The organism is Anaerobacillus sp. MEB173 (assembly GCF_052119505.1).
Classification (GTDB): Bacteria; Bacillota; Bacilli; order Bacillales; family JBJMAU01; genus JBJMAU01.
In genome coordinates, this window is record NZ_JBJMAU010000002.1 from 253,322 (window position 1) to 274,892 (window position 21,571).

The following is a 21,571-nucleotide window of genomic DNA, read 5'->3' on the forward strand; positions in this document are numbered from 1 at the left end:
GATTAAATTTCCCTTTATTTTCATTTAATTTTTTTAGTGAACAGCTGTGTTATCGTTTGATGTTTGATTTCACACGAATGCGCCCCAAATCAAACATCAAACGATAACACAATCCTCTTACTAATTAATTCCTGATTATTTCAGTAAGAAATTTATAGCAAAAAAAGAAGTCATGAAAACAACTCTTGTCCATACAATGATTAGTGAGGTGATTGCATGGTACAAGAGTTGTTTTCTCTTTTTGCTGTTTTTATAGCCATGTTTTTATTTGGTATGACTGTGATGAGAACTGGATTACAAAATCTATCACAAGATAAATTGAAAAACATTCTCTTATCCCTAACTAATACTCCATTAAAAGGATTGCTAGTGGGAACAGTTGTCACAGCTATACTGCAGAGCAGTTCTGCTGTAATGGTCATGACAGTAGGACTTGTCGCTGCTGGTTATATGACATTTAAACAATCAATAGGGATTATTCTAGGTACGAATATTGGAACAAGTGTTACGGCTGAAATCATTGCCTTTGACTTAACATACACGATCATTCCACTCTTAATCATCGGTGTCATTTTACTCAATACAAACCATCAAATAAGTTATTGTCTAGGCTGTATTTCATTTGGACTTGGTACAATTTTCATTGCGATGCAAGGGCTGGAAAAACTTGCCTATCCACTTGCCTCCATTCCGTTTGCACACTCTTTTTTCGAGTTAACGAATGATAGCCAATTACTCGGGATCGGTGTTGGAACCATTCTATCAGCGATCATCCAGTCAAGTACTGCAACAACCGCTATTGCGATGGGGTTTATGAGTCAACATATCTTAACACTCCCAGCAGGGATAGCCATTATTCTAGGAGCAAATATAGGAACATGTTTTACAGCCTTTCTGGCAAGTATTGGAGCTAATCCTTCTGCTAAATTAGTTGCCTTTGCTCACATTTGGCTCAATATACTTGGTGTCTTATTATTTTTACCGCTTATAGAATGGCTAAGTTATATTTCTACAATGCTTACATCTATACCGAATTTACAGTTAGCTCATGCAGGCACAATCTTTAATATCATTTCATCTCTCGTTGTCCTACCTGTTGTTGGGCTGTTCTCGAGATTTGTCATTAAGCTTCATGGTAATCCTCGTACACTCTAATATGTTGATTCTGACTTTTCACCCTTTACAATGGCAACACCACTACTTGCACCAATTCGAGTGGCACCTGCATCGATCATCGCTAATGTTGTTTGTAGATCACGTACTCCACCTGATGCTTTAACACCAATATCAGGACCAACTACTTTGCGCATTAATTGAATATCTTCAATTGTAGCTCCACCTGTGGAAAAGCCGGTCGATGTTTTTACATAATCTGCTCCTGCCTGAACAGCAAGCCGGCAAGCTCTTTCTTTTTCTTCATCAGTTAATAGTGACGTTTCGATAATGACCTTTGTTAACGCTTTACCTTTTGCAGCATTAACAACAGCACGAATATCATTTTCAACAAGTTCATCGTTTTTATCTTTTAAAGCTCCAATATTAATAACCATATCAACTTCTGTTGCACCTTTTTTTATTGCATCTTCTGTTTCAAATGCCTTGACTTCAGATGTTGTTGCTCCAAGTGGAAAGCCTATTACTGTACATACCTTCACGTCTGGTGCCTCTTTTAACACATCATATGCTGCCTCAACCCATGCTGGATTGACACAAACAGATGCAAAAGAATATTCCTTAGCCTCCTTGGCTAAAGTAATAATTTGTTCTTTTGTAGCTTCCGCTTTTAATAATGTATGATCAATCATACGAGCCAATTTTTCATTATTCATAACTTACATCCTCTCATATACAGACTTTTACAATATTAGTATACCTAATCACCTTTCAATCATTAATAAAAAACACTGTTTTCAGAAGAAAACAGTGTTTTTTCACTTTCAACTCTTTATACGATCACTTTATTTTCCTCAGTAACAACAGCTACAAATTCACCTTCATTATATGGGTAACCTGCTTTTGTAACTTTCACCTTTACTAATTGACCGATTAAATCGTCATTTGCAGGAAACTTAACTTTTAAATAATTATCTGAATAGCCGACATAGAAGCCACTACCTGGATTGTCCTTATCATGTTCTTCTGGAATAACCTCTAGTATTTGTCCTTCGAAGTTAGACGCATATTCTTTAGCCAATTGATTAGAAAGTTCAATTAGACGGTGTACACGGTTATTCTTTACCACTTCATCTACTTGTTCTTCCATCCGGGCAGCAGGCGTACCTGTACGTTTCGAATAAGGAAATACATGTAATTCAGAGAATTTATGTCGTGCGATAAAATTATACGTCTCCATAAACTCCTCTTCTGTCTCTCCAGGAAAACCGACAATCACATCGGATGTCACTGCTAAGCCAGGTAGTGCTTCTTTCAATCTTTCAAGTCGTTCCGCAAAGAAATCCATCGTATATTTACGACGCATACGCTTCAATACAGTATCCGAACCTGATTGAAGCGGGATATGCAGATGACGGACTACCTTTGTTGACTGATTAATAACGGCGATAACTTCATCTGTAATTTGACTTGCTTCAATTGAAGAAATTCGAATTCGTTTCAGGCCTTCTACTTTTTCTAGTTCTAGTAATAGTTTAGCTAAACTATAATCCTTCATATCCTCACCGTATCCACCTGTATGGATTCCAGTAAGGACAATTTCCTTGTAGCCTGCCTGAACTAATTGGTTAGCCTGTTTAATAACCTCTTGCGGTTCACGTGATCTCATTAAGCCTCGGGCCCATGGTATAATACAGAACGTACAGAAGTTATTGCAACCTTCTTGAATTTTCAATGAAGCTCTAGTTCGATCTGTAAATGAAGGAACATCTAATTCTTCATAGACTCTTGCCTTCATAATGTTGCCTACACCATTAATTGGTTCACGCTCTTTCTTGAAATCCTCGATATATTCAAGTAGCTTACTACGGCTTTGTGTGCCAACAACGATATCAACACCTTCAATTCCCATAACTTCAGCAGGAGATGTTTGCGCATAACATCCCGTTACACAAATTACAGCATCGGGGTTTTTTCGAACTGCACGACGAATAATTTGACGGCTTTTTTTATCACCTGTATTCGTAACCGTGCATGTATTGATGACATATACGTCAGCACTACTTTCAAATTCTTTCTTCTCATAACCTTCTTTTTCAAACAGTTGCCAAATGGCTTCTGTTTCATAATGGTTCACTTTACATCCTAATGTATGAAATGCTACAGACGGCATTTAATTCACCTCATTCATTAACTCAAATTGATATGACAATGCTGAAAGTACATATAAAGCTGCTGTTTCCGTTCGTAAAATTCTAGGTCCAAAACTACAAGATAGAAAACCATGCTCTTCTAACGTTTTAACCTCATCTTCTGTCAGGCCGCCTTCAGGACCAATGACAACAAGGAGTGATGAACCTCTGTTTAATTTTGCGAAAGCTTTTGCTAGCTGTTGCATCTCCCCAGCTTTTGCTTGCTCCTCATATGCGACTATTTTTACATCAAAGCTTTGACTTTTATCTAACAATTGCTGGACATCCATTGGTACTGTTATAAAAGGAATACGTTCGCGATGGGATTGTTCAGCTGCTTCCTTAGCAATTTTTTGAATACGCTCTATCTTTTTAACAGCTTTTTTTTGGTCCCATTTCACAATTGATCTTGCTGCTGCAAACGGGATAAACTGAACGGCACCAAGCTCTGTTCCTTTTTGAACAACGTACTCCAACTTATCACCTTTAGGCATTCCCTGAGCAATTGTAACAGCAATTGGCAACTCGCTATTGTTAGATTCCCACTTCATAACTTTAGCAGAAACTGAATCACTGTCAATGCTAATAATTTGGCAGATAGCTGTACGACGTTCATTATCACTGCAAATAATTTCATCACCGACTTGCATTCGCATTACACGTGCAATGTGATTAACATCCTCACCAGTAATCAAAACACTTGAATCCGTCATGTTCTCTTTAGTAACAAAATATCGTTGCATAAAAACACCAACTTATTAGTTTAGAATTTAGAATTTAGAGTTTAGAGTTGTTTGAGTGAAATCAGTGTTGTCTTCTTTGAAATACAAATACAAACACTAACTCTAAACTCTAAACTCTAAACTTTAAACTCTTAACTATTTTTCTTTGCTATAAACGCTACCCAGTCATCCATTTGTAGGGTTTCTTCGATCTGAAAACCGTGTTCTTGTAATGCTTCTTTTACTTCTTGTTTCTTTCCTTGAATAATCCCAGATGTAATAAATGTACCATTAGGTTTAAGAATGGTATGTGCATCTTCAATAAAACGAACAATGACTTCTGCTAAAATATTAGCAACAATGATATCCGCTTGTTCAGTTATATTTTCTAATAAATTATTTTGACGAACTTGTACCACATCGTGAACTTTGTTTAATTTAACATTAATTTTCGCGCTCTGGACAGCGACTTCATCAAGATCTAAAGCTTCTACTCGTTTTGCTCCAAGTTTTGCAGCGGCAATACTTAATATCCCTGTACCTGTTCCAACATCAATGATGAAATCATCTTCGTTCACCTTTTTTTCAAGAGCTTGTATACATAAAATGGTCGTCGGGTGAGTACCTGTACCAAAGGCCATGCCAGGATCTAACTCGATAATGCATTCATCCGTACTAATAGGCTCGTATTCTTCCCATGTTGGTGTAATTGTAATTTTCTGCGATACTTTTACAGGCTTATAATACTTTTTCCATGCGGTAGCCCATTCTTCCTCATTTACTTCAGTTAGTGAAATATCATTATGGCCTAAATCGATGTCGTATATTAACAGCCCATTGATCGCCTCTTTAATTGCATCAACCGTTTCACCAAGACAGCTCGTTACAGGAAGATACGCCTTAACAATTACACCTTCCTTAGGATAATCATCTGGCGAGAGCTGGTAGATTTCACCGTACTTTGATTCCCTTTCTTTAAATAAATCGAATGGATCCTCAATGACTACACCGCTTGCCCCAGCCTCATGAAAAATATTTGAAATCGGCTCAACTGCCTCTTGTGTTGTATGAATGCTTAGCTCAGACCATTTCATAACATAACAACTCCATTTCTTTCTATTTCCTGACATATTTTTTCGCTGACAAATTCCTTTAGCTACAGTACTACACGTTTTTTCACTACATTATACCTTTCTAAACGTAGCAAAGGCTGACGAAACGAATTCGTCAGCACGATAAAATTTAATTTATACACTATATATTAACTTACATTATCCTTTAAATGCTCGCTTTACTTTCGCAAAAAAGTTTTCATTTTGTTCATCTTGTACTTGATCCCCACTAATTTCAGCGAATTCCCGCAATAAGTCTTTTTGCTTTTCTGTTAAATTCTTTGGAGTAACAACAATCACTTGTACATGTTGATCCCCTTGGCCCATACCCCTTACATTTGCAACACCTTTACCACGCAATCTAAAGTTTGTTCCTGTTTGGGTGCCAGCAGGGATTTTCAGCTTAATCTTCCCATCTAAAGTAGGAACTTCAATCTCATCACCCAAAGCTGCTTGAGCAAACGTTACCGGCATTTCACAGTATATATCGTCTCCATCACGCTCAAAAAATTCATGCGGTTTTACATTGAAGACAACATATAAATCTCCAGGAGGCCCCCCATTTGTACCAGGTTCACCATGACCAGAAATACGGATTTGCTGCCCATGATCAATTCCTTTAGGTACTTTCACATGAATTTTCTTGCGTTTCTTCACCTTACCACTGCCACCACATGTTCGGCACTTATCCTTCACTAGCTTTCCAGTACCTTCACAGTGGTTACATACTCGGCGGTTCACTATTCTGCCAAATGGTGTGTTTTGCTCAATATTTAGTTGACCTGATCCCCCACAGTGGTGACATGTTTCTGGAGAAGTACCCGGTTTCGCACCTGATCCATCACATGTTTCACACGTTTCCTCACGTGGAATTTCAATATCCGTTTCCATTCCAAAAACGGCCTCTTTAAAATCAATGGTCATCGTATATTGCAAATCTGCTCCTTGTCTAGGCGCATTCGGGTTTCTTCTTCCCCCGCCGCCACCAAAGAACATATCAAAAATGTCACCAAAGCCACCAAAATCAGCTCCGCCACCACCAAAGCCTTGATTAGGATTAGTATGACCAAATTGATCATAATGGGCTTTTTTCTGAGGGTCACTAAGGGTATCATATGCTTCTTTTACTTCTTTAAATTTTTCCTCAGCGTCTGGGGCTTTATTAACATCTGGATGATACTGACGTGCAAGTTTTCGATATGCTTTTTTTACTTCATCACTTGATGCACCTTTACTGACACCGAGGACTTCATAAAAGTCTCGTTTACTCATTTTATCCACTCCCGAATCCTTAACATAACGATAATCATACCATTATATGAATGAAAAGTGCAATTATACAACGCACCATTTTCTAGTAAAAAAAGTCAAAGTCAAGAAAGCCTGACTTTGACTTTTTTTCGTTACGATAAATGTAAAGCTTCTACTTTTCATTGTCTAGTTCCAGCACCTAGCAAAGCTCGAGGTCACTTCAGTCCACCAAACGTGTTCAAAAGGCAGGACACGTTTGGCGGACTTCCAGTGAAGCAACTGCTTGTGAAGCTCCTTTTTGTAGCTTTGCGACGAGGAATTCGCTACGAAGCATCTCTTGTAGACACAGGAGCACGGTCACTGCTCCTGCGATTACTCGTCGCATGCCAGCATCGAAGTAATACAAGTAGTGGGCAGGCTGAGCAAGGCGCTTCCACTTTTCTTTATTATTTATCGTCTTTTACTTCCTCGTACTCTGCGTCTACTACATTGTCATCTGCTTTCTGCTGTCCCGCTTCTCCTTGTGCTTCCTGTGCTGCTTTTGCTGCTTGCTCGTATAATTTTGTTGAAAGCTGCTGTACAACCTCTTGCAGTTCATCTTTTGCTGCACGGATCGCTTCAATATCCGTTCCTTCTAATGCAGTTTTCAGCTTACCTTTTGCTTCTTCAGCTTTCGCTTTATCAGCTTCATCAACATTTTCAGCCAAATCTTTTAGCGTCTTTTCAGTTGTAAAAATTAACTGGTCTGCTTCATTGCGAAGATCAACTTCTTCACGGCGCTTTTTATCTGCTTCCGCATTTGCTTCAGCATCTTTTACCATCTTCTCAATTTCTTCATCAGATAACCCTGAAGATGATGTGATTGTAATTGATTGTTCTTTATTTGTTCCTAAATCTTTCGCCTTAACATTTACGATACCGTTAGCGTCAATGTCAAATGTTACTTCGATTTGTGGAATACCACGTGGTGCTGGCGGGATATCTGTTAATTGGAAACGTCCTAACGTTTTGTTATCCGCTGCCATTTCACGTTCACCTTGTAGAACATGAATGTCAACAGATGGCTGGTTATCTGCTGCTGTAGAGAATACTTGTGATTTACTCGTTGGAATTGTAGTATTACGCTCAATTAAACGTGTAAATACACCACCCATTGTTTCGATACCAAGAGACAATGGCGTTACGTCAAGTAAAACTACGTCCTTAACGTCTCCAGTTAATACCCCAGCTTGAACAGCTGCACCAAGAGCAACTACTTCATCTGGATTTACCCCTTTGTGAGGTTCTTTTCCAGTTAATTTCTTAATGGCTTCCTGAACAGCAGGTATACGAGTTGAACCACCAACAAGAACAACTTTATCAATTTCGCTTGCGGATAAACCAGAATCAGATAGTGCTCTGCGAGTTGGTCCCATTGTGCGCTCAACAAGATCTGCAGATAATTCTTCAAATTTAGCACGTGACATCGCTAATTCCAAGTGTTTAGGACCTGATGCATCAGCTGTAATAAATGGCAATGAAATCTGTGTTTGCGTTACACCTGAAAGATCTTTTTTCGCTTTCTCAGCCGCATCTTTTAGACGTTGCATAGCCATTTTGTCTTGTGACAGGTCGATACCGTTGTCTTTTTTGAATTCTGCAACTAGATAATCAATGATTACTTGGTCAAAGTCATCTCCACCAAGCTTGTTATCTCCTGATGTAGCTTTAACTTCAAAGAAGCCATCGCCCATTTCAAGGATTGATACATCAAATGTTCCACCACCAAGGTCATAGACAAGAATTGTTTGATCTTCTTCTTTTTCTAAGCCGTATGCGAGTGCTGCTGCTGTTGGTTCATTGACAATTCTTTCTACTTCCAATCCTGCAATTTTCCCAGCATCTTTTGTTGCTTGGCGTTGTGAGTCATTAAAATATGCCGGAACAGTTATGACTGCTTTTGTTACTTTTTCTCCTAAATAAGCTTCAGCGTCAGACTTTAGTTTCTGTAAGATAATCGCTGAAAGTTCTTGTGGTGTAAATTCTTTTCCTTCGATAACTTCCTTGTGATCCGTTCCCATGTAACGTTTAATAGAAATAACAGTATTAGGATTTGTAATCGATTGTCGCTTTGCCACTTCACCGACTAGACGTTCCCCATCTTTAAAAGCAACAACAGACGGAGTAGTACGATTTCCTTCAGGATTAGGGATTACGACTGCTTCGCCCCCCTCCATAACTGCAACACAAGAGTTTGTTGTACCTAAGTCAATACCAATTACTTTACTCATGACAAAAAATTCCTCCTACTTAATAAAATATGTAATGTTACGCGTTTACTTTCACCATAGCTGGACGAACAACACGATCCTTTAATTTATAGCCTTTTTGTAACTCTTCCACTACTTGATTCGATTCAAATTCATCAGACTCAACTTGCATAACCGCTTGATGCAAATGAGGATCAAAGCTCTGTCCTACAGTTTCAATCACTTCTACGCCTTCATTTTTCAAGCTTTCTTGCAGTTGTCGGTATACCATTTCCATTCCTTGAAGTAATGACTTTGTTTCCTCGTTTTCCGTAGTTACCATTAACGCTCTTTCGAAATTATCTAATACAGGGAGTAATCCTTCTACTAGACTTTGCGCTCTATATTTTGCAGCAGCTTCCTTTTCTTCTCTTGTTCTACGTCTAAAGTTGTCATAATCTGCTTGAACACGCAGTAAACGATTGTTGAGCTCTTCAACTTGCTGTCCTAACAGGATAACTTTTTCATCTTCTTCAGTCAATTGTGTTTCCTCTATGTCGTTAGTCTCGGAAGTTTCAATTTCATCATCGATTCCTGCTTGCTCAGAAACTTCACTTTCCTCAACTATATCTTCATTTTTAAATTTTTCTTCTGTTGGATTTCCTTTAACGTGATCCATCATCATTCACCTCCTATATTACTAGCATCAAATTTTTAAAACTATAGTACCTTATTATAGCTCGTTCATTTGATAACTGCTTCCTGCACAGATGAAAGTTATGGGAGAGACTCCCATAACTATTTGTCAAATTTAAATATTACCATTACTACCCTCTTTGATACAATTGTGTAAGCACTTTTGTTAAATCTTTAGAGATATAATCTAGTAGACCGATGACACGAGGATACTCCATCCTTGTCGGACCTAAAACTCCAACTGTTCCCATATGCTTTCCGCCAATTGAATAGGATGCGGTAATAATACTACAGTTTTCAATGGCCTCATTTTGATTCTCATGACCAATTTTCACTGTAATTCCTGATGACTTAGAGCGAAATAGTTGATGAATAGTGTCTTCTTGCTCTAAAACATTTAGCAAGAGTCGAACTTTTTCTATATCACGAAATTCTGGCTGTGTTAATATGTTCGTCTTTCCACCATAAAAAATCTTTTCATGAGAATGCTTATTGAACGATTCGTTCAACATTGACATCACTTGTACATAATTGCGCATATGCACCTTTAACACTTCAGAGACTTCACTAAAAATTTTACTGCTCAATTGAATCAGTGGAACTCCTTGTAACCGCTCATTCAAAATATTAACCATGATTTCAAGGTCTGACAATGACATGCCTTTTGGAATAGTGATTGTTTGATTCTCCACATGACCAGTGTTTGTAACAATAATTGCTACAGCTGTCTCGTTTGAGACAGGTACAATTTGCATATGCTTCACTTTGGCTTCCAGCATCTCAGGACCTAAAACAATTGATGTATAATTCGTTAAACTCGATAAAATTTGTGCTGACTGTTGAATCACCTTTTCAGTTTCGAATATTTTTTCTGTAAAAAGGCTCTTTATATTCGTAACTTCCTGCTTAGATAAAGAATGGGGTAGCAATAAATGATCCACGTAATAGCGGTACCCCTTTTGTGAAGGGATTCGGCCTGCAGAGCTATGCGGCTTTTCTAAAAAACCCAACTCTTCTAAATCTGCCATTTCATTTCTAATTGTTGCAGGACTATAGGAAACATCTTCCCTCTTAGAAACACTGCGCGACCCAACAGGTTCAGCAGAACGAATATAATCATCAATGATTGCTTGCAATATAAAAAGCTGACGTTCTGTTAACACCTTCATCACCTCTGTTAGCACTCAAGGATAACGAGTGCTAAATCTATAAATAAGGTACCAAAAAGAAGCCTCCTTTGTCAACTAGAAAAGCTATCTAAACAAGCGTCTATTCTAATGAAAGTCCAATAAACTTCTCGAATACCTCATTCCCTAACATAATCCCTTTCTTTGTTAGAAAGACTCGATCTCCTTTATCACATAGAAGTCCCTGTTCTTGTAACTTCTTTACCTGAGTACCGAAAACAGACTCCAGTGATAACCCGAAGCGACGATGGAAATCAGTTTTACAAATACCACTTAGCTTTCGTAACCCCATAAACATTTCTTCTTCCATTTTTTCTGACTTTGTCACTTCGTGTATATCGATATACGGGAAATTTCCATCCTCAATATGTTTAATATAATGAGTAACTGGCCCTGCGTTCACATGACGAACACCATCCACATATCCATGTGCACCAGCACCTAGACCATAATACTCATCATTATTCCAGTATGTTAAATTATGCTGGCTTTCAAAACCTTTTTTCGCAAAGTTACTTATTTCATATTGTGCATATCCATACTTATCCATCTCTTCAATTAATAATTCATACATTTTTACTTCTTCATCTTCAGGCGGTAAAGAGAGCTTGCCTTTTCGCTGCAAATGATAAAACACTGTCTTTTCTTCCACCTTTAACGAATAAGCAGAAAAATGCTCAACCGATAAAGAAAATGCAGTTTGTAATGTTTCTTTAAACATCTCTTCTGTTTGTCCCGGCAAGCCAAACATGAGGTCTAAAGATAAATTGTTAAACCCTGCTTTTCTAGCTAATTCTATCGTCTTATATACGTCACTCGCCCTATGAATCCGGCCAATTGTTTGTAATAATTCATCTTGAAAAGCTTGCACTCCAATACTTAACCGGTTGACACCAGCTTCTTTGAGAACTGTTAACTTTTCTTCGTCTACTGTACCTGGATTCACTTCTACCGTGTATTCGATATGCTCTCCTTTAATTAAGAAATTTTGATTAACAACCTTCAATAGCCGCGAAAGTTGGTCTGAATCTAATGCTGTCGGTGTACCCCCACCTATGTAAATACTCGTGATCGAAATTGGCGGTTGTGCAGCAACAGTCATTTCTACCTCTCTCTGAAAAGCCGATAAATATTGTTCAAGAGGCTGACCTTTCAAGAAAACCTTATTAAAATCACAATAGTGACAAATTTGCTCACAAAAAGGGACATGTACATAAACTGCTTTCGTCATCATTACATTACCACTGCTTTCTACTTTGAAAAGCGCAAGCGCCTTGTCCGGCCGCGACAAGCACTGGAGGCCCGACAATAAGTGTCCCGACTTTGGACACGTTTGACGGACCGAAGTGACCTCGAGCGGCTAGGCGCTGGAGCTAGACATCTGCGAATTTTTATACTTATTTTACAATTTAGAAAAAGCCGCAAAGGGTCACTCTACTTTACCCCCTGCGGCCTTTTTTATTCTCGTTTAATTATCATCCATTCGTAATACGGCCATAAACGCTTCTTGAGGAACTTCTACACTTCCAACGCTTTTCATGCGCTTTTTACCTTCTTTTTGTTTTTCAAGTAGCTTACGTTTCCTTGAAATATCTCCACCATAACATTTTGCAAGTACATTTTTGCGAATCGCTTTAATCGTCGACCTCGCAATGATCTTTTGACCAATACTTGCTTGGACCGGAACTTCAAACTGCTGACGCGGAATTAACTCTTTTAACTTCTCAACAATGATTTTTCCACGTTCATAAGCCGAATCACGGTGGACAATAACAGATAAGGCATCAACTTTTTCAGCGTTTAAAAGAATATCCATTTTGACGAGCTTGGATACTTTGTAACCAATTAATTCATAATCAAATGAAGCATATCCTTTTGTACTTGATTTCAGCTGATCAAAGAAATCATAAACGATTTCAGAAAGTGGAATCTCATATTTGATCGTAACCCGATTTGCGTCTAAGTATTGCATATCAATGAAAATCCCGCGTTTACCTTGACATAATTCCATGATCGCACCGACAAAGTCATTAGGCACCATAATACTTGCTTTAACGTATGGTTCCTCTACATGTTCAACTTTTTGTGCGTCAGGCATATTCGCCGGGTTATCAATTGTAATTTCCTCGCCGTTCGTTAATTTTACTTTATAGATAACACTAGGCGCAGTCGTTATTAAATCAATATTAAATTCACGTTCGATCCTTTCTTGAATAATCTCCATATGAAGCAGTCCAAGGAATCCACAGCGGAAACCAAAGCCTAACGCTTGGGACGTCTCTGGTTCATATTGGAGTGAGGCATCATTTAATTCCAGTCTTTCTAATGCTTCACGCAGGTCATTATAATCGTTTGTATCAACTGGATACAGACCACAGAACACCATTGGGTTCATTCTGCGATACCCTGCTAACGGCTCAGCTGCTGAGTTATTAGCACTTGTTACCGTATCCCCAACTCGTGTATCCCCAACATTCTTAATTGATGCTGTTAAGAAGCCAACATCACCTACCGTCAGTTCATCACGCTTTTCTGCCTTTGGTGTAAATACACCGACCTCAATGACTTCAAATTCTTTCCCAGTTGCCATCATTTTTATTTTTTGGCCAGGCTTAACGGTTCCTTCGACAATCCGCAGATATACGACAACTCCTCGATATGAGTCATACAAAGAATCAAAAATTAGCCCTTTTAATTGTCCATCTGGATCTCCAGTTGGTGCAGGCACTTTCTCAACGACTTGTTCTAAAATATCTTTAATCCCGATACCGTTTTTAGCCGAAGCAAGCACCGCATCCGACGTATCGAGCCCTATAACATCCTCAACTTCCTGCTTAACACGCTCAGGCTCTGCACTTGGTAAATCAATTTTATTAATAACAGGTAAAATTTCTAAATCGTTATCAAGAGCTAAATAGACATTAGCTAACGTTTGGGCTTCAATCCCTTGAGCAGCATCAACAATGAGAAGGGCACCCTCACATGCGGCAAGACTCCTGGAAACCTCATATGTGAAGTCCACATGACCAGGAGTATCAATAAGATGGAAAATATATTCTTCACCATCATCGGCTTTATATTTCAATTGCACTGCATTTAACTTAATTGTAATTCCTCTCTCACGCTCAAGATCCATCGCATCTAATGCTTGGTCTTTCATTTCACGATCTGAAAGAGCACCCGTAGCTTCCAAAATTCGGTCAGCTAATGTAGATTTCCCGTGGTCAATGTGGGCAATTATTGAGAAGTTTCGAATTCTCGATTGTCGTTTTAATCTTTCTTCTCTGTTCATCTGATGATCACTCCTATAAAGCGACGATCCAATAGTATGATCACGATCATATAACCAATTATATCGTCCGTTTCGTTTCCATTCTGAAAAATCGTCAAAATACACTATTTTAAATTATATCAATTGCTTACCTATGATTCAACATAAATGGTTGACCGTATGAAATAATTATTTTTGAAGAACTTAACATTCTTTTTCAAAAGCTCCAACACATAAGGCGAAAAACAAAAAAGTACCACACCTTTTGAAAAGTTGCAGTACTTTTAGCCGAAGGAACTTAATACTTTATCAACCACCGATGTGAATTGCGTTAACAATGTTGAAAATCCTTTTGAAAATAACTCTGAAATTTGAAAACCAAGTTGTGAAAAGAAATTGAACGCTTGAATTTCTTCTAGCTGTTTTTGTTTTGCTTGCAAATCATGGCTGGTCACTTTTTCAACTTCTTTTTTTGCTTTTGGTTTTATTTCATTTGCCTTCTTCTCATTTTGATTTTTTTCTTGAACATTCATTGATTGCGAGGATCGCGATTCTTTTGCCACAACTGTCTCAGCTATATGTCCCTGCATTTGCATAAAGCCATTGTTTGCTTGATAAATACCGAGGAGGACACCAAACAGTAAAATTGTCGTCAACATAAAACATTTCATTAAAAACTTTACCATCCTTACCCCTCCTCAGTATCAGTATCAGTATCACTTTCACCTTTTAACTTTCAACTTATTCACTATTCACTTTCTCTGCTTCCCAATAAAAATCACTAATGACTTCAGCCAGTGCTTCTGCTGTTCTAAATGTTTCTTCTAAACTATTGTCAACCCCGCCAATTTCAATTAAGACTGAATTTGGTGAGAGATCTTGATTAAAAATCCCATTCGTACCAGCTCCGCCTTTAGCTACAACCCCTCGACTTAAACCTGGATACTTTTTATCTAATGCATCATGTAATTGTTTAGCTAACTTCGAGTTTTGCTCATAATTTTTATGATCTTCTCCAATGACAAAGAAGGTCTTGGCATATGTTACACCATTAATGGTAACGGTGGTAACATCTCTTCTTTGAGCATCACGGTGTAAATCAAAGAAAAATTTCAAATCCTCATTTGCGCCCATTGCCGATTTAACAACTTCTCGTGAAGCAGCATACGACTTCCCATACTGCCATCCACGTTCAGTTAGCATAGCCCCAATATCAGTTTTGTCAACCTCTGTACCTATCCCTCGTTTTTCAAGTTCCTGACCTAGCCTTTCACCAACCAATGTAATATTTACTTTTGAATGCCATGCTTCATTAGGTTTGGTGGCATCAGTTAATTCCGGTAAAAACGATTCCCTGTTATGTGAATGCGTAATATAAACGACTTTTCTACCCTCTGTTGTCATTGGTGGTGTCACTTTTTCTTCTGGAGCTTGCTTGTCCAGTTTTTCCAGACTTTCCATCGAAGCTTCTCTCTCTGCCATCATAACTTCCATAGGCGGAGGCGATTCGATTGGCATTGTTGTATAGTCCGTCCCCTCACCGGCAACAATGATTTTCCCATCATAGAGTGCAAATCCAGGTAACTCCCGCCCTAATAAACTCCGGGGATCATCAGGATTTATACTTGTCGCCATTTCAAAAGCAATTGCCGATAATTTTGGTGGTGAACTATCCTCTGGTAATACTTGCGTAAAATAGGGATTTTCTGTCCCAATTAAATAGACCAATGCCTCACCTGAGAGGTGGGTTGTCCACTCATGAATTGACGAAGATGAGAGATTATATCCAGGCTCTAACGAGGTCAACATCCCAGTAATAATAAACAAAGCCATAATTCCTACAATACAAAGTACCGCAACCCTTTTTAAACTTGTCCGGTTTAGCGTAACGGTAAAGCCACTATAGCGCCCTCCACGCATGTCCTCACCCTTTCAAAGCATCTGTACAACACTATATGCACAGAGTTTGGAAGGTAGAACAAAGAAGTTAAATTTAGAATGTATAATTTAGAATTTAGAATTGTATTGAAAGTTCTTTCAGGAAGCATCCTTGAAATACCAACAAAGGTTTTTAATTCTAAATTCTACATTCTTAATTCTAAATTATCTTTTAATGCGTATATGACCCTACATTTCCTTGGTTGACGTCACCGTGTAGGGCGGCATTTAAGCCTTGGGCAATTACATTTGCCATATCCTCGATAAAAACATCAACCTCTTTCGGAGTCACCATTAAATTATGTCCTAACGGGGCAAGTACTTCCCGAATTAATTGACGCTTTTCGTCTTCAGCAAGTCCGCCGATCATCCCCATAATTGTTTGTCTTTGGTTTTCATCAGGCATGTCTTCATCGGTTAATTTTCTTTTTTCACCAAATGTCATGCCAGCCGGAGTTAATGCCCTTGATGGCTTTCCTCCTTCACGCATTTCTCTGCCAAAGTGCTTTAAAACATAGTCAATCGTATCACTAGTAATGGAAACAGCATCAACAACCGTCGGAATTCCAATTGCGATTACAGGAATTCCTAACGTCTCTTTACTTAATTCTTTTCGCTTATTACCAACACCACTCCCAGGATGGATGCCTGAATCCGATACTTGTATCGTTGAATTTACTCTTTCAATTGATCTTGATGCTAATGCATCAATAGCAATGACAAAATCAGGCTTTGTCTTTTCAATCACACCATAGATAATATCGCTCGTCTCAATCCCTGTTATGCCCATTACCCCCGGTGAGATGGCACTTACAGGGCGGAACCCTTCCGACACATGTTCAGGTTGCAAATCAAATAAGTGTTTTGTTATCAATAAGTTCTCAGTAGCAATCGGTCCTAGTGCATCTGGTGTTACATTCCAGTTTCCTAAGCCAACAACTAGACAACTTGCATCCTCCTTAATCCCTAAGTCATTTAAAAAATGGTAGAATTCTTTTGCGAAAACTTCCTGAACCTTTTCTTGTAAATCAGTATCTTTTTGCCGAATCCCTTGGACTTCTAATGTCAAATATTTACCGGATTTTTTCCCTAATCTTGCTGCACCTTGCTCGCTAATTTCTACAGTCGTAATATCGATTCCATCAATATTACGCTCTTTAATCACTACTCCATCAATCGTACTTTGGTTTTGCCCTTGTTGTTCTCCTTCTTCCACTGCTAATTGATGTGCCTCCACCGCTAAATCGGTTCGCACATTATATTTTTCAAGATCTAAATTATCTGCCATAATTATCACCTCTTGATGCCTCTATTAATTAAAAACCTTTAATCATTAAATATTTTTACCATTCTATAACTTTTCTTATTTTCTTAGCTTTTCCAGTACACAAGCTTTTATTCTCCTATTGCAATTATCCTTTGATTTTGATACAATGCAATGTGTTGTATTCATATTCGCAATTAACGGTTGCATCAAGGAGGTGAAAGGTATGCCTAATATTAAATCAGCTATTAAACGTGTAAAAGTAAGCGATAAGCGTCGTGCTCATAACGCTGCCATTAAATCTGCTCTTCGTACAGCTATCAAAACTTTCGAAACAAAAGTAGAAAGCAAAGAAGTTGAAGGTGCGAAAGAAGCATTCTTGGTTGCAACCAAAAAGCTAGATAAAGCAGCAAACAAAGGCTTAATCCATAAAAACGCGGCATCTCGTCAAAAATCTCGTTTAGCGAAAAAATTAAACGAAGTATCTGCGTAAGATAAAAAAATGCGTATTAAAAAACGACTCACAGAGTCGTTTTTTTGTTATATCTTTTTAATTTTTAACTTTAAAAAGTCCCGTAATAAATAACTCCAACACTAACTGCTTCTCCATTTGACCTGTCTTCATTTTAAAATCGGCTTCTGCCAATTGGTCTAAAAAACCTAGAAGCTCCTTGTCTTGAAATAAACGTCCTTGGTCAGTAGCCAGTTTTACTACATAAGGGTGAAGCTTTATTTGTCCAGCAATTTGTTTTTGCGAATACCCCCGACGTACTAGCTCCTTCACTTGATAAATAATTCGAAATTGCCTAGCAAGTAAAGCCAAAATTTTAATTGGCTCTTCTTTCTGTTTTAATAGATCATAAAAAATTCTTAATCCTTTTTCCAAGCGACGATGTACAATATGATCAACGAGGGCAAATATATCTTGTTCCACAGTTCTTGCAACAAGACTTTCAACAATACTTTCATCGATTACGCCACCAATACCAACGTGAATCGTTAATTTCTCTAACTCATTTGTTATCATCATTAAATTGAGTCCGACGAGTTGAATTAATCTGTCTTTTGCTATTTCAGGAATGTCGATCTGATACTCTTGACTATACGTATGTATCCATTCTTTCACTGCTTTTTCATCAAGAGAATTCGCGTTAAGCTGCTCACTATGCTGTTTTAACAATTTAACAATTTTTTTTCGTTCATCCAGCTTTTCATAAGGAGCTATCAAAACAAATATTGTTTCCTGAACCGGATTTTCAACATAAGTTTCTAATCGCTTAATATTATGTTCAATTTTAGCTTGCTCCTTACCTCCAGTTAGAAAGTAGGCATCCTTAACAAGGACGACTTTTTTTTCACCAAAGAAAGGTAACGTTTCCGCATCCTCAATAGCGACATCAACAGGAGTTTCCTTCATTTCATACACCGATAAATTAAACTCCATTTCACTTTCTTGAAGAGTTGCATTGAGAAGTGTCTGAAGGGTTTCTTCGATTAAAAATTGTTCAGTTCCAAAAAACAAATAGACAGGTGAAATCTGCTTCCTTTTTATCTTTTTCTGAAGATCTATATAAGACATTTTTTCTCACACACCTTTACCAACTTATCGTAACTTTTCATTCTTTTTTTGACAAGTGCTGAGAAGAAATGAAAAAGGGAAATTGATAACGCAAGTATCAATTCCCCATTTATGATAAACGTCAGAGTAAGGAGCCTAGGACATCCCTCCAATGACGATAATCATGAACTTATTTGATTGTAATAGTTATGATATCCTATGCAACTCCAAACTATATGTGACAACTCTTTACAATCAAGGAAGATTGATATAAAATAAAATATTACTTATAGGATCAGCTAACGTTTGATGTTGATTTTCCGCCCGTTTTATGGAAAGTTAGAATGAAAACTTGATAAAAAACGTCATTGTTTTGCCATTTTTTCGAGGTTCTTGACAAAGGATGGGAAAGTTTTTTTTGATTATGTAGATTTTTCGTATGTATTCGCTTATACTAAGATTGTTATAGGAGGGGTGCTAGATGAATCAATTTGAACATGAAGTTCAAAGTAAACGTAACGATGCAATCGATTCCGCTGTAGCCTTCATTGTTTCCTTCGGCTTTTTTACTACAATCTTTGCAATTGGAACAATTATTAAGTTTTTATTTGGGTAAAAACAGCAAGGAATGAAGGTCCAAAAAGTGCAATATACTGCACCTAAGAAAGGAGGTTACATGATTGTAACCTCCTTTCTTTTGTTAATGTTTAACAGCACGTTCAATTGACCTCTTGTTTCCTTTAAATTGAAAACGAATTGCTCCGTCTTGATCGGTTCTCATAACCTTAATATTTTGTTCATTAAAATAATCGATGACCTCTCCATGAGGGTGGCCAAACCTGTTGTTCCTCCCTACTGATATAATGGCCATTTTGGGTGTAATATGGTCAATAAATTCGACTGTAGAAGAGGTCCTGCTACCATGATGACCGACCTTCAATACATCAACAGACAATGCAGGGTAAGCTGATATAAGGCGTCTTTCCCCCTGTTCCTCTAAATCACCAGTAAATAACCACGTTAACCCGCCTATCTTCGCAAACAATACAATCGATGAATCATTAATCGTCATCTCTTTTCCTGTTGGCGCTACGGCATAAAATTGTGAGTCACTGACCTCCCACTGTTCACCTTCCCAAATAAATCGCACCTGAACACCTTCTTTCCGAGCAAAAGCCAGCAATTCCTTTTCAAAGTCATTGAAGTCAGAACGGTAACTATAAAGAATTTCGTCTATTTTAACGTTTCCTATAACAGCACTTGTCCCACCTATATGGTCATAATGGCCATGCGTCAGAATAATTCGGTCTAGTTTCCTGATACCTTTCGCTTTCAAGTAAGGAAGTACAATATCCCTGCCAACCTCAAACTCCTTTTTTCGCTTCTGCCATCGTTCTTCTTTCCCGAAACCTACCAAACCACCTGTGTCAATTAAATATACTGCTTTTCGATAAGGAAGCTCAATAAAAATACTATCCCCTTGTCCTACGTCTAACACGGTAACTTCCCCCGATGCCGACAAGTAAGGACTATACCACTGAATGAAGCAAACGAGAACAAATAGAACTAGAGGTTTAATATATCTCCTTCTCCCGTTCCCTCGTTCCCAACAGATGAACCCATAAAAAATAGTGCAATAAAATATACAAAGGATAAGAATTGAAGGTTTGCCAAACAGCAAATGTCCAACAGCCATTCCGTCTATATACAGCAATAGAGAATGGGCAATATGCAGTAATCGTTCTAATCCAATAATGAAAATATGTGCTAACGGTTCCAAAACACTGACTAACAGGAGTGAAAGTAAGCAGGCTGGAAGAATAAAAATTGAAACAAAAGGAATAAAAAAGAGATTTAACGGCAGACTCCACAATGAAATTTCATAAAAGTGATATAGAATGATTGGAAAAGAAACAAGTTGTGAAATCATTGTTATGGCCATTAGCCGAGAAAAATAATTCGTATATTTTAACCACACTGTTGATGCTGAAACAATTAATGCAAAGCTAACAATAAATGATAGTTGAAAACCAAGTTGAAATAGATAATACGGATTTATAAATAGGAGGAGGAGGCATACAAAGCTGATACCATCCAAAGGATGTAGCGCCTTACGAAATCGAAGTGCAAGTAAGACAACAATAGTCATGCTCGCTGCACGGATCACCGATGGTGCCGCTCCAGCTACAATCATATAAATCGGCAAAAGAATAATAAGTATTTCTATTGTCCTTTCTCTTGTTATTCCGACTCTGATTAGCAGAAAAAAGAGTGACGTTACAATAAGGCCAACATGAAGACCTGATACGGCAAGTAAGTGAATAATCCCCAATGATTGATAAGCTGAAAGTAACTCACTATCAATGTCTCTTCTTTCTCCATAAGCTAAGGCTGAAACAATTCCTATTATACTTTCGGGGTAATTTTCTTCGATTTTCTGTAAGCCTTGCTGGCGGAATTTTTGCAGTTGGTCAAATAGAGTAACATCTATTGTCAGGCATTTTCGAGAGGAAAGCGTTCGTGGGGTCAAAATCCAATGAATACCTTGCTGACTCAAGTATTGTTGATAGTCAAAAGCATAAAAGTTTGTTGCCTGTGAAGGAGGACGAAGCTCACCTTCAACATAACATGTCATTCCGTATGTTATCTTTTTTAAGTCCAATTTTTCTCGTTCATTCTTTACGTAATATAGAGTTTGCAGTGTCTCAGAATCGGATAATTGAAAAAGGAAGGAGATCCTATCACCATCAATGACAGGAATGGAAGAGATTTTACCAACAAATGTCGTTTCAGATTGATTGAGATTTGATATATTTCTTTTTAGTGTATATTCACTCGTTAAAAAGAAAAAGAAGAAGGTTAATATAAACGCGCAAAGAATAAGCTTTTTGTTTTTCTTCTGATTAAGACATATCAAAGATAAAATAATGATAAAAAAAATCAAGAAACCAGTCATCCCTTGATTGGAACAGATAATCCCCGCTATTGCTGATAAAGCGAGGAGATAGTATTTACCATTCACGAGCCTCCTCCTTTACC

At 37.9% G+C, this 21,571-nt stretch carries 18 protein-coding genes; 3 read left to right on the forward strand and 15 right to left on the reverse strand.

Annotated features, from left to right (window positions below):
* Window positions 1-216: 216 nt before the first annotated feature.
* Window positions 217-1,155, forward strand: a complete 939-nt coding sequence (locus tag ACJ2A9_RS05735; RefSeq protein ID WP_441420656.1) for a Na/Pi symporter — start codon at window positions 217-219, stop codon at window positions 1,153-1,155.
* Here the strand turns inward: ACJ2A9_RS05735 and deoC are convergent.
* From deoC to gpr, 13 genes are all read right to left on the reverse strand, one after another.
* Window positions 1,152-1,829 (reverse strand): deoxyribose-phosphate aldolase, encoded by a 678-nt coding sequence (deoC, locus tag ACJ2A9_RS05740; RefSeq protein ID WP_441420657.1) that lies wholly within the window; start codon window positions 1,827-1,829, stop codon window positions 1,152-1,154. The two genes, ACJ2A9_RS05735 and deoC, sit on opposite strands and share 4 nt — an antisense overlap.
* 116 nt (window positions 1,830-1,945) lie before the next feature.
* Entirely contained in the window at window positions 1,946-3,286 is a 1,341-nt protein-coding gene (gene mtaB, locus ACJ2A9_RS05745) for a tRNA (N(6)-L-threonylcarbamoyladenosine(37)-C(2))-methylthiotransferase MtaB (RefSeq protein ID WP_441420658.1), read from the reverse strand.
* Complete coding sequence (locus ACJ2A9_RS05750) at window positions 3,287-4,048, reverse strand: 16S rRNA (uracil(1498)-N(3))-methyltransferase (protein ID WP_441420659.1); 762 nt, start codon at window positions 4,046-4,048, stop codon at window positions 3,287-3,289.
* A gap of 131 nt (window positions 4,049-4,179) precedes the next feature.
* Complete coding sequence (prmA, locus tag ACJ2A9_RS05755; RefSeq protein ID WP_441420660.1) at window positions 4,180-5,121, reverse strand: 50S ribosomal protein L11 methyltransferase; 942 nt, start codon at window positions 5,119-5,121, stop codon at window positions 4,180-4,182.
* A gap of 177 nt (window positions 5,122-5,298) precedes the next feature.
* The gene (dnaJ, locus tag ACJ2A9_RS05760) at window positions 5,299-6,411 is read right to left on the reverse strand and encodes a molecular chaperone DnaJ (protein WP_441420661.1); all 1,113 of its coding nucleotides are present in this window, start codon (window positions 6,409-6,411) and stop codon (window positions 5,299-5,301) included.
* A 425-nt stretch (window positions 6,412-6,836) separates the two neighbouring features.
* On the reverse strand, window positions 6,837-8,660 hold the full coding sequence (gene dnaK / locus ACJ2A9_RS05765) for a molecular chaperone DnaK (RefSeq protein WP_441420662.1): 1,824 nt from the start codon (window positions 8,658-8,660) through the stop codon (window positions 6,837-6,839).
* A gap of 37 nt (window positions 8,661-8,697) precedes the next feature.
* On the reverse strand, window positions 8,698-9,297 hold the full coding sequence (gene grpE, locus ACJ2A9_RS05770) for a nucleotide exchange factor GrpE (protein ID WP_441420663.1): 600 nt from the start codon (window positions 9,295-9,297) through the stop codon (window positions 8,698-8,700).
* Window positions 9,298-9,445: 148 nt separating this feature from the next.
* Window positions 9,446-10,477 (reverse strand): heat-inducible transcriptional repressor HrcA, encoded by a 1,032-nt coding sequence (hrcA, locus tag ACJ2A9_RS05775; RefSeq protein WP_441420664.1) that lies wholly within the window; start codon window positions 10,475-10,477, stop codon window positions 9,446-9,448.
* A 106-nt stretch (window positions 10,478-10,583) separates the two neighbouring features.
* Window positions 10,584-11,732, reverse strand: a complete 1,149-nt coding sequence (gene hemW / locus ACJ2A9_RS05780) for a radical SAM family heme chaperone HemW (RefSeq protein WP_441421035.1) — start codon at window positions 11,730-11,732, stop codon at window positions 10,584-10,586.
* 237 nt (window positions 11,733-11,969) lie between these two features.
* On the reverse strand, window positions 11,970-13,793 hold the full coding sequence (lepA, locus tag ACJ2A9_RS05785; RefSeq protein ID WP_441420665.1) for a translation elongation factor 4: 1,824 nt from the start codon (window positions 13,791-13,793) through the stop codon (window positions 11,970-11,972).
* Window positions 13,794-14,056: 263 nt separating this feature from the next.
* On the reverse strand, window positions 14,057-14,458 hold the full coding sequence (locus ACJ2A9_RS05790) for a DUF3679 domain-containing protein (protein ID WP_441420666.1): 402 nt from the start codon (window positions 14,456-14,458) through the stop codon (window positions 14,057-14,059).
* A 55-nt stretch (window positions 14,459-14,513) separates the two neighbouring features.
* On the reverse strand, window positions 14,514-15,692 hold the full coding sequence (gene spoIIP / locus ACJ2A9_RS05795) for a stage II sporulation protein P (RefSeq protein ID WP_441420667.1): 1,179 nt from the start codon (window positions 15,690-15,692) through the stop codon (window positions 14,514-14,516).
* A 190-nt stretch (window positions 15,693-15,882) separates the two neighbouring features.
* Window positions 15,883-16,998, reverse strand: a complete 1,116-nt coding sequence (gene gpr, locus ACJ2A9_RS05800) for a GPR endopeptidase (RefSeq protein WP_441420668.1) — start codon at window positions 16,996-16,998, stop codon at window positions 15,883-15,885.
* A 202-nt stretch (window positions 16,999-17,200) separates the two neighbouring features.
* Here gpr and rpsT point away from each other — a divergent pair, with 202 nt between their 5' ends.
* On the forward strand, window positions 17,201-17,467 hold the full coding sequence (gene rpsT / locus ACJ2A9_RS05805; RefSeq protein WP_441420669.1) for a 30S ribosomal protein S20: 267 nt from the start codon (window positions 17,201-17,203) through the stop codon (window positions 17,465-17,467).
* Window positions 17,468-17,524: 57 nt separating this feature from the next.
* Here the strand turns inward: rpsT and holA are convergent, their stop codons facing one another.
* Window positions 17,525-18,553: a DNA polymerase III subunit delta gene (gene holA, locus ACJ2A9_RS05810; protein WP_441420670.1), complete on the reverse strand. Its 1,029-nt coding sequence runs from the start codon at window positions 18,551-18,553 to the stop codon at window positions 17,525-17,527.
* 460 nt (window positions 18,554-19,013) lie between these two features.
* Between holA and ACJ2A9_RS05815 the strand changes: the two genes are divergently transcribed.
* Window positions 19,014-19,148, forward strand: coding sequence for a YqzM family protein (locus ACJ2A9_RS05815; protein WP_441420671.1), 135 nt, complete (start codon window positions 19,014-19,016; stop codon window positions 19,146-19,148).
* Between the two features lie 84 nt (window positions 19,149-19,232).
* On the opposite strand, the gene ACJ2A9_RS05820 is transcribed toward ACJ2A9_RS05815, so the two are convergent.
* A complete protein-coding gene (locus tag ACJ2A9_RS05820) occupies window positions 19,233-21,554 on the reverse strand; it encodes a DNA internalization-related competence protein ComEC/Rec2 (RefSeq protein WP_441420672.1) in 2,322 nt (773 codons plus the stop codon).
* Between the last annotated feature and the right edge of the window lie 17 nt (window positions 21,555-21,571).